The sequence below is a fragment of the Streptomyces sp. PH9007 genome (assembly GCF_059813725.1).
In genome coordinates, this window is record NZ_CM187440.1 from 752,835 (window position 1) to 765,469 (window position 12,635).

The window sequence follows — 12,635 nt, forward strand, 5'->3', positions numbered from 1 at the left end:
ATCACCGCGCTCCCGCCGTCGTCCCCGCGCGTCCCGGCCGAGGCCGGGATGCCGTCAGAATGTGTGCTCCGCCCGCAGGTGGAGCAGCTCCGCCCGCGCTCCCCACTGCTCACAGCTGGCCTCAAGCCGGTCGCACTCCTTCTTCTGCGGGGAGCCCGGGTCGTAGTCGGAACCTGTGAGGTGCTTGAGCCAGGGGTCGAAGCCCATGGCGTAGGTGAAGATCCGCTTGACCCCCAGCGCCTTGGCCAGCTGCTCGGCCATGGCGGCGTCCGCGCCGTTCAGCCGGCGCCCGCGGTTGTGCCTGCGGTCGGGCATGCGGCCCATCAGCGGGCCGTACAGCCAGGACAGCGGCGCGCCCACGCATTCGAGCCCGATGAAGAGGGCGTCGATGCCGGTGATCAGGTCCTCGATCCTGCGGTACAGCTCCGGCTCGATGGGCGTGGTGTCGGTGGCGAAGACGAACCGGCGCCCCTCGATCTCCACCAGCGGCACCATCTTCGCCCGGATGTCGAGGTCGGCGTGCTCGCCGAGGAAGGGCAGCGAGGTGACGGTCAGTCCGTGGCCGGCGGTGACGCTGTCGAGTTCCTCCAGCTTGGTCACGGTGCGGAACCCGAGGGCGGTCAGCATCGCCGCGAGGGAGGGGTCGAGCACGGATCCGGAGGCCGAGCCCGGCACCACGACGGTGTCCACGATGTGGCGCAGCTGGAGCAGCGTCTCCACCGACACGTGGTCGCAGTGGGCGTGGCTGAGCACGATCGCGTCGAGCCGGCGTGGCAGGTCGTTGAGGGTGTAGTGGTCGATGCCGTCGTCGCTGTAGCCGAGCAGCGGGTCGAGCAGCACGGCCGCGTGCGCCGACTCCAGCAGCACCGAGGCGTGGCCGAAGAAGCGGACCCGCACCCGGCCCTCGGGCACGGGGGGCGGCGAGGTGGGCTCGGTGTCGGTGAAGAAGCCGGCGAATCGCGTCAGGTGTTCCTGGTCGAGGCCGAGCCGCTCCGCCAGTTCCGGGACCTCGACGGAGGACCAGCGGGCCGCGAAGAGCTCGTCGAGGACAGGGGCGTCGAACGGCACGGAGAGGTCGAGTCGGGTGTCGTTCGGCAGGATGGGGCTGTTGAAGATGTACGGCTGGGCCCGGTCGGGCCTGGGCAGCAGCGAGATCTGCTGCCCGGCGGCCATGACGGCGCGGTAGGACCGGTACAGCAGGGGCTCGAAGATCCGCATCGAGGCACGGTTGATGTCGTCGTAGACGAGTTCGACGACCCCGCGCAGCGAGTCGGGGAGCCGGTCGTAGAGCGGGGTGAGCGCGCCGCCGTCGGCCTGCTGCTCCAGCCAGGTGCGCGCGGTGCTGAAGTCGTCGGCGAGGTCGGTCAACGGTGCGGCCCTGACCGTGACCTCGTCGTGGAAGGTCTTCAGCTGGTCGTAGCTGGAGCCGTAGGCGTCGAGGAAGGGATGACCGTAGTTGGCCGGTTTGGCCACGGCCTTGGTGTGCAGGTCGGGGTCGGCGAGGTAGCTCCTGAGCGTGGCCAGCTGTCGTTCACGGAGATTGAGCCCGGCGGCAAGGGGGTTGATCATGTGTGGCCACGCGTACCACCGGTGGATGAGTGGTTGAGGACTCACTGCGGACGACAGGTAGCGCTTTCCCACGATCTCTGTCCTTTCTCGACGGTGGTGTGCCGCACGGTCACGCGCCGAAGCGGAAGCCGCCGAAGACGGCGTGCGCGGTGTCGGGTCCCGATCCGGCGCCGGGGTGGGCGAGGCGTTCCGCGGTGTCGACGACGCGGCACGCCATCCGGTCCGCGGTGTCGCGGTCGTAGCGGCTGGTGTCGTGTTGCAGCACGAGCCGCAGCCCGTGGGCGTGTTCCACGAACTGGAACGACAGTTCGGCGATGCCCTGGCGCAGGGGCACCGGGCCTCCGCTCAGCCGGATGCCGTCCGGGGCCGGGCCGGTGTCGATGTGGGGGTAGACGGCGGCGAACACATCGAACAGCGGGGGGCGCCAGGGACGGCGCGGGGGGTCGAGGTCCGCGACGATCTCGTCGAAGGACGCGGCGCTGTGGTCCACGGCTTCGACGGTGGCGGCGGCCACCTCGGTGAGCAGCGGGCGCCACCCGGCGCCCGGTTCGACGGTGACCCGCAGCGGCACGGTGACCACGTGGAAGCCGACCGCGTCGGCCAGGCCGAGCCGCGCCCGCCGGTCCACGGCGGTGCCCAGGCACACGTCCCGGGCGCCGGTGAACTCCGCCAGGGTGTGGGCGACGGCCGCCGCGGCCGGCACGAACAGGCCGGCCCGCAGTTCCCGGGCGAGCGATCGCAGCCGGTCGACGGTGGGCCGGGGGATCTCGTGGGTGACGATGTCGGTCCGCATGCCCACCGGGCCCCGCCGGGGGCGGCTGACGGGCAGCGCCAACGGCTCGGGCGGGGGTGAGAGCACCCGCCGCCAGTGCCCGAGCGCCTCCTCGATCTGCCCCTCGTCGCGGACGAGTCGCGCCGGTTCGACGACCTCGACCGGCCGCTGCGGGGTGTGATGGGCCGCGACCAGGTCGTGGGCCAGCACCCGCAGACTCGTGCCGTCGCACACCAGATGGTCGGCGACGAGCAGCAGCGACGGGCGTGCCCCGCCGCGCAGCAGGGTGGCCCGGAACAGGGGCCCGCGCGCCAGGTCGAAGGGGCGGTCGATCTCGGCCCGCACGGCGGCGGTGAGGTCCGGCACGTCCTCGATGACGGTCAGCGGCGCGAAGTGCGGTGTCGTCACCGCGTGCGGGGCGCCCCGCCGTTCGGCGAACACGGTGCGCAACACGGGGTGTCGCCGCTGTACGGCCCGGACGGCGGCGCGGAGCCGTTCGACGTCCAGCTCGCCCCGCACCTCGAAGAGGCAGGGCACGCTGTACGCCGTGGCGGGGATCTGGCCGCGCTGGCGTTCGAGCCACAGTGATCGGGCCTCGTTGCCCATGGCTCCTCGCGCGACGCGCCGGGGACGTGGCGGAGTGCGCCGCTCGCTCAGCCGCTCGGCCAGCAAGGCCGGGGTCGCGCACTCGACGAGGTCCCGCACGCTCACCGGAACGCCCAGCGCCTGTTCCACGGACATGGCGAGAGCCAGAGCGCTCAGGCTGTGCCCACCGGCGAGGAAGAAGTCGGCGTCCGGCGGCACCGAGTCCAGTTCCAGGTGCTCCGCGAACAGCGCGCACAGCGCGGCGAGGCGTTCCGGCGGGCTAGCCACGGGAGTCGGGGTCGCCGTCGAGGAGCCGCCACAGGGCGCTGTCGTCGGACGCGGTCGGGGCCGGTGCCGCGGGGGTGCCCGTCTCGCGGACGAGCTCCGCGACTTCGCGCGCGGTGCCGAGGTCGAGGAAGTCACCGAGGTCGAGCAGCACCCCGAGTCGCTCCTCGATGCGGCCGATGACCGTCACCGCGGCGAGGCTGTGGCCACCGCGCAGGAAGAAGTCGTCGTCGGGGCCGAACGGCGCCCCGCCGAGCACCGACTGGAAGATGCCGCCGATGGTGCCCACCAGGTCGGCGGCACCGGTTCCGGGCTCTGCGGGCCGCTGCGCGGCGGCGTCGAGCAGGACCTCACGGGCGAGCCCGGTGAGCCGGGCGCCGTCCGGCTTGCCGCTGACCAGGCGTGGGATCGCCGCCAAGCGGACGTGGTGGGCGGGCACCATCGCCGCCGGCAGCCGCTCGGCCACGGCGCGCGCGACGGACTCCGGGCTGCGCGCCGTCTCCAGGAACGCCACCAGGCTCGGGGCGCCTTCCCGGTCGGGTGCGGCGACGACCACGGCCGCGTCCACCCCGTCGAGGCGGCTCAGCGCCCCCTCGATCTCGCCCCGTTCGACCCGGTGGCCCCGGATCTTGAGCTGCCCGTCGGCCCGCCCGCAGAACTCCAGCAGGCCGTCGGGGCGCCACCAGCCGAGGTCGCCCGTGCGGTACCACCGGCCGCAGGCCGCCTCGTCCGAGCGGGGGAAGGCGGCGGCGGTCAGCTCGGGACCGGCGTGGTACCCGGCGGCGAGGCCGGTGCCGGTGAGCAGCAGTTCGCCGATGAATCCGGCCGGCAGGGGGCTGAGGTCGGGGGCCGCCACGCGCACGTGGGTGTTCGCGATGGGGCGCCCGATCGGGAAGCCGGGGCCGGCGTCGGGTCCGTGGTCGAAGGCGGTGGCGCAGACCGCGTTCTCGGTCGGGCCGTACTCGTTGACCAGCCGGACGCCGGGCAGCTCCGTGTGGTGCCGCGCGACCAGCTCGGCGGGTACCGCCTCCCCCGCCACGGTGACCAGTCGCAGCGCGGTGCCGTCGAGTTCGGGCAGCAGGAGCCGGTACAGGCTCGGCACGACGGTGGCGTGGGTGACGGCGTGTTCGCGCATCGTTCCGGCGAGGTCGCGCGGCAGGTCCCGGTGGGCGTCGACGAGCACGAGCAGGGCGCCGGCGGCCAGGGCCGGGAAGATGTCGGAGACGGAGCTGTCGAAGGCGAGCGAGGGGATCTGCAGCACGCGGCTGGTGCCGTCCAGCGCGTCGTAGTCGACCTTCCAGCTCACATAGCCGGCGATCGCCCGGTGGGTGACCCGGACCCCCTTGGGGGTTCCGGTGGAGCCGGAGGTGTAGATGACGTACGCGAGGTCGTCGGGCTCGGGGCCGGGGCCGGGAAGATCGGTGGCCGGGTCACCGCGCAGCACCTCACCGACGTCGGTCACCGGGGCGCCGGGCAGCCGCGTGGCGAGGTTCCCCGCGGTCAGCACGGTGACGCAGCCCGCGTCCGCGATCATCTCGGTCAGCCTGTGCTCCGGGGACCCGGGGTCGAGGGGCACGTAGGCGGCGCGGGCCCGCAGCACGCCGAGCACCGCGGGCAGTGCCTCGATCGCCTTGCCGGTCAGGACCCCGACCCGGTCCCCGGGCCGGGCGCCGAGGGCGACCAGGCGTGCGGCGACCCGGCCGGCCGCGTGCCAGAGTTCGCCGTAGGTGAGGGTGTCCTTTCCGGCGACGACGGCCGGCCGCTCGGGGTGTTCGCGGACGACGGTCTCGATCGGGGTGAGGAGCGTACGGTCGGCGGCCTCGGTGAGGTCTGCGGGCGAGCCCAGGGCGCGCGCCGTGGCGAGGTCCTGGGGCGCGGCCCGGCGCATCCGGTCGAGCGGGCGGCTGGGCTCGGCGAAGTCGGCGAGCACCTGGTCCACGGCCCGGGCCAGCACGCCGAGGAACCACGGCTCGCGGTCGCCGGCGGCGTCGCGCAGCCGGAGGAGGCCGTCCTCCAGGGTCAGTTCCAGGACGGCGCGCGACGGGGGGCCGACGCGGGAGGTCCGTACGGTGAGCCCGCCGCCGTCGCGATCCTCGCCGTTCTCGCCGTTCTCACCGGCGGCGGGCGCCCGGCGCAGCGCGCCGTCGGTGGCCCGCACCAACTCGCCGACCGTGCCCACGGTGGCCAGGTCGAGCTGGAAGATCACCGGCCCCTCGGGGCCCACGGCGAGGAGTCCGGGTTCCGCGGTGGCCTCGGCGGCGGAGGTCACCAGCGCGGCGGCGGCCACCAGGGCGACGAGTTCCTCCAGCGGTCGCCCGCCGGACACCCTCGCGAGACCGGCCACCGCTGCCGGTGAGAGGAGCTGTTCCGTGCTGCTCGGGCCGGTGGCGGCTTCGGTGCGACGGGACCGGAACCGGGTGGGAAGGGGGTCCTGATCAGAAGTCATAGCGGGTTCCAGTCCACGAGGATCGCTGTTCGTCCGAGCGGGATGCGGGATCGACCGGTGCGGTCGGCCGGGTGATGACGTCCGTGCTGAGCGCGCACATCCGGTCGACGAGTTCCTCGGCCTCCGCCGGGCGCAGGAGGGCGTTGTCGTAGGTGAGGTCCAGGTGGAGGCGGTCGCCGCGGCGGCTGGCGTACAGCCACAGGTCGCTGCTGGCCGGCAGCCGGTCGGGCAGCACGTCCTCCAGGTGGTGGCGTTCGTCCCCGACGGTGGCGTTCTCCCAGCTCACGCCGGTGTCCAGCAGGACACTGCGGCCCGGCGGGGCGAGCAGCCGCAGCTCTTCGGCCAGAACGTCGAACGGGACCCTGGCGTGCTGGTACGCCTCGGCCGTGGCTTCGGTCACCTGGGAGAGCAGCTCGCCCAGCGTCGCGTGGTCCGGGTAGCGCAACCGCAGCGGGACGGCGTTGGCGAGGTAGCCGATGACGGCGTCGGCGGCCGGGTGGTGGCGCAGTCCGGCCGCGAAGCCGACGACCAGGTCGCGTACGCCCGTCGTCCGGGCGAGAGTCGCGGTGAAGGCCGTGACCACGAGGGCGAAGGGGGTCGCGGGGGCGCCGGCGATCGCCTCCCAGGGCAGCGTCCTGCGGGCGTAGCCGGTGGTGCCCCGGGTGACGCCGCGCCGGGCGGGGTCGACCGGGTCGGGCGAGGGCCGGGCGCCCGCGAGGCGCTCGCGCCAGAAGGCGATCTCGGCCGCCGCCTCCTCGCTCGCCAGCCAGGCCCGTTCCGCCGCGACCTCGTCCATGAAGGTGCGGGTCAGCGGGGGCAGTTCGACGGCCTCCCCGGCCAGCGCCCGGTCGTAGGCGGGCCACAGCTCGTCGAGCAGGATCTGGCCGCTGGCCCCGTCGTGGATCAGGTGGTGGGCGGTGAGCATCAGCAGGTCGCCGCCCTGCGGGCCGGTGAGCAGCCGCACCTGGAACAGCGGGGCCCGGCCGAGGTCGAAGGAGACGGCGCGGCCGACGCGCAGCGCGGCGGCGACCTCGGGGCCGTCCGGGGCGACGCCGGGCAGGTCGACGACGACGAGCGGCACGTCGACATCGTCGAGCACGATCTGCCGCGCTCGCACTCCCTCACCGGTGACCTGCGACCGCAGGACGTGCTGGCGGCGCATCACGGCGCCGAGCGCGCTCCTGAGTGCGGCGGCGTCCAGGCGGCGGCCGGTTCTGGTGACGGTGGAGACGATGAACGCGTCGGCCGTCGTCCGCCGTGCGGTGAGCCACACCCGGCGCTGCGCGTGGGACAGCGGGAAGGGGCCCTCGGTGTGACGCGTGGGGAGGGACGGTGGGTGGACCTCGTGCGGCAGCACGGCGGCCAGCTGGCGGACCGTCGGGTGAGCGAAGACCACGCTCACCGGGACGCCGAGCCGCAGGCCGGCCCGGGCGGCGGTGAGGCTGTGGCCGCCCAGCCGGAACAGGCTCTCGTCCAGTTCGGTGACGGGGCGGTCCAGGAGCTCGGCCCACACGTCGGCGACCCGTCGCTGGGCCGGCGTGAAGCGCACCGGGGCGGCGGGGAGCCGCGCGGCGGGCGGGTCGGGCAGCGCGGCCCGGTCGAGTTTGCCGTTGGGGGTGACCGGGAGCGCGGGAACGCGTACGAAGACGTCCGGGATCATCGCGGCGGTCAGACGCCGGGTCAGGAAGGCCCGCAGCGCGGCCGGGTCGGCGTCCCCGGCGAAGTAGGCGACCAGCCGTGGCGCGGGATCGGTCCTGGGCACCACGACGGCCTGCCGCACGCCCTCGGCCCGGACGAGTTGGGCGGTGATCTCGCCCGGCTCGACGCGCTGCCCGCGGATCTTGACCTGGTCGTCCATCCGGCCGAGGATGCGCAGCCGACCGTCGCTGCGGCGGACTGCCACATCGCCGGTGCGGTACATCCGGGCCCCGTCGCGGACCGGGGAGGGCACGAACTTCCGGGCGGTCTCCTCGGGATCGGCCAGGTAGCCGCGTGCGAGTCCCGCTCCGCCGAGGCAGATCTCGCCGGGGGCGCCGAACGGGACGAGACGCCCGTGCGCGTCGAGGAGATCGGCCCACTGGTTCGCGATACTGGTTCCGATCGGGATCTCGCCGGTGAGACCGTCGACGCGGCACACCGTGGAGGTCACCGCGTTCTCGGCCGGCCCGTAGTCGTTGTGCAGTTCGGTGTGCGGGGCCAGCGCCCCGTGTCGTGCGACCAGGGACTCGGTGACCCGTTCGCCGCCGAGCACCACCTGCCGCAGCTTCCGCAGCGCCGACACCCCGGCGTCCAGCAGCAGTTCGTACAGGCTGGGCACCATCATCGCGTGGGTGATCCGGTGGCGCCCGATGGTGTCGGCCACCTCGACCGGGTCGAGCAGTTGCTCGCGCCCCACGACCACTTGGGGGCAGCCGGTGGCGAGGGCGGTGAAGACGTCGAGGATGCCGCCGTCGAAGTGCACCGGGTCGACCTGGAGCGTCGCGTCCCGCTCGGTCAGGGCGTAGTGGCCGATGCGGTGCGTGATCGTGTTGACGATGGCCCGGTGTTCGACCATGACGCCCTTGGGCGTTCCGGTGGAGCCCGAGGTGCACACCACGTAGGCGAGGTCCTCCGCCCGGGCGCGGGCGAACGGGGCGTGCTGCGCGGCCGGGTGGTCGGTGAGGGTCAGCACCGGAAGACCGGTGTCCGCGTACGCCTCGGCGCTCCCGGGGTCCGTCAGGACGGCGATCGCGCCGCTGTCGCGCAGCAACGCCGCGCGGCGGCCGAGGGGTTGGCCGGGATCGAGGGCCATGAAGGCCGACCCGGTCCTGAGCACCGCGAGCAGGGCGACGACCATCCGTTCGGTGCGGTCGCACACCACGCCGACGACGCGGTCTCGGCCCGCCGGTGCGACGGCGGCCAGCCGTGTCGCCAGGCGGGTGGACGCCTCGTCCAGGGCCCGGAAGGTGAGCGAGCGCGGTCCGTGCACGACGGCGACCGCCTCGGGGCGTCGTCGCACCTGTGCGTCCACGAGGTCGAGCAGGGTGGTGCCCGGGTCGAGGGCGAGGGCCGGGCCGGTACCGGCGGCGATCAGCTCGGCGGTGTGGTCCGCGGGCAGTGCGGGGACGGCGCCGACGGGCGCGGTGGGGTCGGCGACGAGTTCGACCAGCAAATGCCGCAGGTGATCGGCGAGGCGGCGGCCCGTGACGTCGTCGAAGACGTCCCGCAGATGGGTCAGGGTGATCTCGGGGGTGCCGGTCGCGGGCTCCGTCACGCCGATCGTCAGGTCGAATCCGGAGACACCGGCGTCCACCGGCAGGTGTTCCAGGACGTGCGGGGCGTCGGCGTCGAGGGCGAACGCCCCGGAGAACGGCGCCTCGACCAGCACGTCGAACAGCGGGTTGCGTCCGGCGGCCCGGTCGACGGCGAGGTCTTCGACCAGTTCACCGAAGGGAAAGTCCTCGTAAGCGCGGGCCGCCCGGGCCGTCTCGGCCACCGCGCCGACCAGATCGGCGAACCCGCGCTCGGGGTCCACCGGGGTGCGCAGGACCAGGGTGTTCGCGAAGAACCCGACGGAGTGGACGAGTCGGGGGTCATCGCGCCCCGAGGTGATCGTGCCCAGCGCGACATCCTCGGCCCGGCACAGCCGCAGCAGCAGAATCCGTACGGCGGCCACCACGGCGGAGAACGGGGTGACGCCGAGGCCGGCGCACAGGGCGCGCAGCCGGGCGACCGTGTCCGGGTCCAGGGGCCGGCGGATGGTGCGCGCCTCGGTGGCGCGTACCGCCTCGCGGCGCCGGTCCAGCGGCAGTTCGACGTCCGGCAGGCCCGCCAGCGTACGGCGCCAGAACGCGCGTGCCGCGTCGGTGTCGCGCTCCGCCAGCGCAATGCTGTGTTCGGCGTACTGCACCGGTTCGGGTGCGGGGCCGGTGCCCCGGGGGTCCAGGAACGCGCTCAGGTCACGTACCAGGACGCCGAAGGACCATCCGTCGCACACGCTGTGGTGCACCGACAGCACGAGGACGGCTTCGGCGGCGAGCCAGTGGGCGCGCAGCACGGGAGGGGTCTCCAGCCTCGCCCTGCGGCGCTGTTCGCCGGCCGTGACCTCCGCGAGCGTGCGGTCGGTCACGACCAGGCGCACGCGTGCGTCCTCGGGCGGCAGGATCACCTGGGTGACCTTGTCGTCCCTCAGGCGCAGGACCGTGCGCAGCGCCTCGTGCCGGGCGACGAGCCGGTTGAGTACCTCCTCCAGAGCGGCGGGCCCGACATCGCGGTGCACCCGGTAGGCCTCCACGACGTTGTAAGGGCGCAGTTCGGCGTCCTCGGACTGTTCGAGGAGCCACAGCCGGCGCTGGGCGTTGCTCGCGGGCAGCGTGCTCGGCCGGGCGCGGCGCACGGCGGGGGGCGCGGCGGCGGCGCGCAGGGCGGCCACGAGCCCGTCCGGGGTGGGCGCGTCGAAGATCTGACGGACCGTGACGTGATGGTCCCCGGCCGCCGTGTACAGGCCGCGGGCGAGCAGCGCGGCGCTGAGGCTGTGCCCGCCGGCCGTGAAGAAGTCCTCGTCGGCGGCGCGTGGTGGCCTGCCGAGCACCTCGGTCCACGCCGCCGCGACGTGTCGGCCCAGCTCGTCCGCGGGCTGCCAGGTGGCGTCTGCGGCGTCCGCGAACGCCGTCACGGCCGCCGCGTCCACCTTTCCGTGCGGGGTGAGCGGGATGCTGTCCATGCGGACGATCCGGCCGGGCACCATGACGCTCGGGAGCCGGGCGGTGAGCCGGGTGCGTACCGACTCGGTGGCGGCGTCCCCGGTGTAGGCGGCGATGATCAGCGGGGGGCGGCCGGGGTGGTGCGCGACCACGACCGCGCCGGTGGTGATCTCGGGGAGCGCGGCCAGCGCCGCCTCGACCTCGCCCAACTCGACACGGTTGCCGTGGATCTGGATCTGCCGGTCGCGCCGGCCGAGGAACTCGAGCCGGCCGTCGGGCCGCCAGCGTCCGAAGTCGCCGGTGCGGAACGCGGGGACGCCGGGCGCGCAGGAGAGTTCGACGAACCGGTCGGGTCCGGTGGGCGTGTCATCGAGGTATCCGTCGGCCACGGCGGGGCCGAGTACATGGATCTCCCCGGGGACGCCCGCCGGGGCGAGGTCGCCGCCGGGGGTCAGCACGGCGACGGCGTAGCCGGGCGAGGGCCGGCCGATGGGCACGGAGGTGAGTTCGGCCAGCTCCGTGCCCGCGCACAGGAAGCCGACCGCCTCGATGGTGGCCTCGGTGGGCCCGTAGAGGTTCGCGAAGGTGCCGATCCGCATGCGGCGGGCCAGCCGGGGCAGGAGGCCGGCCGGGATGAAGTCGCCGCCGAGGAAGCAGTGCCGCAGTTCGTGGTCGGCGCCCGGTCCTTCGGCCAGCACGGACAGCAGTGTCGGCACGCAGTTGACGGCGTTGATCTCCATCTTGCGCAGGAACGCCCAGAATTCGCCGGGGTCCATCTCCTGCAGCCCGTTCATCGGCACCACGCTGCCGCCCGCGGCCATGGTGGTGAAAACGTGGTAGGCCAGCATGTCCGAGGAGATCGCGGCCAGCATGGCGATGCGGGTGTGCTCGTCGAACCCGACGTGGGCGGACGAGCTGGTCGCCTTGTGCGCGAGCTGGCGGTGCCGGATGGCCACCGGCCGCGGCAGGCCGGTCGAGCCCGAGGTGAAGAAGAGCACGGCCTCGTCGTCGGGGTGTGGCCCGGCGGGGGCGGGGGCCGCGGGGGCGGTGAGCAGGTCGGCCGCCTCGATGACCGCGATGTCGTGGAGTTCCGTGGCCGGTGGCCCCTCGGTCACCACGCACCGCGCTCCGCTCAGCCTCAGCTGGCGCGCCCAGCGGGCCGGCGGGTGGTCCGGGTCCAGCGGTACACAGGTGGCGCCGGCCCGCAGGACGGCGTGCAGGACGGTCACCAGTTGGGGGCCGCGCCGCAGGAGCAGGGCCACTCGGTCGCCGCGGCCGATGCCCTGGCGGGCGGCCAGTGCGCCGGCCGCGTTCGTGGCGCTCCGGGCGAGTTCGGCGTGGCTCAGCACGGTGGCGGGCGTGACCACCGCGGGGCGCTCGGGCCACCGTTCGGCGGCGGCGTCGAGCACGTCGACGAGGGTGCGCCCCGGCAGTTCGGCGAGGCTGTCGAGCGCGGACCACGCACGCAGTTCGGTGCGCTGCTCCGTGCCCAGCACGTCGACCTGGCGGCAGCGCTGGTGCGGCGCGTCCACGACGGAGGTGATGGCGGCCGCGACGCAGCGGGCCAACGACGCGGCGGCCACCGGGAGGTCGGGGCCGGAGACCGAGACCACGAGTTCGCCCTGCTCGCGGCGCACCGAGATCAGGATCCGTACGGCGGCCGGGAGCGGGGTGTCCTCGCAGACCACGCCGAGCCGGCCGAGGGCAGCGGCGGCGGCGGGTTCGGCGGCGCCGAGGCGCTCGATGATCCGGTCGCGGTCGGTCCAGGCGAGGGCGGACCCCGATTCGAGTTCCTGGTGGAGTGCGGTGAGGAACGCGCTCGCCGGCGCGTCCGGGTCGAGCGGGGCGCACAGCGCCAACTCGCCCTCCCCCGCCGGGGCGGGCACCAGCACCGCGGGGCGGGACGATCCGGGGTCCAGCGCCGCGAGGACCAGCCTGGTCGCCGCGACGGCCACCAGGTGGTTCCCCACACCGCTGCCGCCCGTCATCCTCTCCAGTCGCGCCACGACGGATCGGGCGACTCGACCCGGTGCGGCGGTCACGGCGGCCGGCCCGGTCCCCTCCAGCAGCCCTGCCCGCCGAGCCGGAGCGAGGCGGGCGACCCAGGCTTCCGGCAGCGCCTCACCACTCAGCATGCGCACGAACCGATGACGTACACGAAATTCCCCCACGGGTACCGAAGTCGAGCCACCTATCACGAATCGGTCACTTGAAAGTACCGAGGCTCGCGCACCCGCGCAAGAGGCTCTGCATACCGTTGCCGAGGGCTTCTACAGTGACCGTGCGACGTGATTGT

At 74.2% G+C, this 12,635-nt stretch carries 4 protein-coding genes; all 4 read right to left on the minus strand.

Features of this window, described 5'->3' with window-relative positions:
- Window positions 1-54 precede the first annotated feature (54 nt).
- The 4 genes from ACTFAP_RS03270 to ACTFAP_RS03285 all read right to left on the minus strand — a co-directional run bounded on the left by ACTFAP_RS03270 (window position 55) and on the right by ACTFAP_RS03285 (window position 12,327).
- The gene (locus ACTFAP_RS03270) at window positions 55-1,569 is read right to left on the minus strand and encodes an MBL fold metallo-hydrolase (protein ID WP_495683393.1); all 1,515 of its coding nucleotides are present in this window, start codon (window positions 1,567-1,569) and stop codon (window positions 55-57) included.
- Between the two features lie 109 nt (window positions 1,570-1,678).
- Window positions 1,679-3,214: a condensation domain-containing protein gene (locus tag ACTFAP_RS03275; RefSeq protein ID WP_500468187.1), complete on the minus strand. Its 1,536-nt coding sequence runs from the start codon at window positions 3,212-3,214 to the stop codon at window positions 1,679-1,681.
- Window positions 3,207-5,657, minus strand: a complete 2,451-nt coding sequence (locus tag ACTFAP_RS03280) for a non-ribosomal peptide synthetase (protein WP_500468188.1) — start codon at window positions 5,655-5,657, stop codon at window positions 3,207-3,209. Before ACTFAP_RS03280 ends, ACTFAP_RS03275 begins: the two co-directional genes overlap by 8 nt.
- Complete coding sequence (locus ACTFAP_RS03285) at window positions 5,647-12,327, minus strand: amino acid adenylation domain-containing protein (RefSeq protein ID WP_500468189.1); 6,681 nt, start codon at window positions 12,325-12,327, stop codon at window positions 5,647-5,649. The genes ACTFAP_RS03280 and ACTFAP_RS03285 overlap by 11 nt, the downstream gene beginning before the upstream one ends.
- Window positions 12,328-12,635 lie beyond the last annotated feature (308 nt).

Excerpts from the sequence above, each read along its gene's own strand:
- ACTFAP_RS03270 (WP_495683393.1), bottom strand. The coding sequence starts at position 1,569 with ATGATCAACCCCCTTGCCGCCGGGCTCAATCTCCGTGAACGACAGCTG.
- ACTFAP_RS03280 (WP_500468188.1), bottom strand. The coding sequence starts at position 5,657 with ATGACTTCTGATCAGGACCCCCTTCCCACCCGGTTCCGGTCCCGTCGC.
- ACTFAP_RS03285 (WP_500468189.1), bottom strand. The coding sequence starts at position 12,327 with ATGACGGGCGGCAGCGGTGTGGGGAACCACCTGGTGGCCGTCGCGGCG.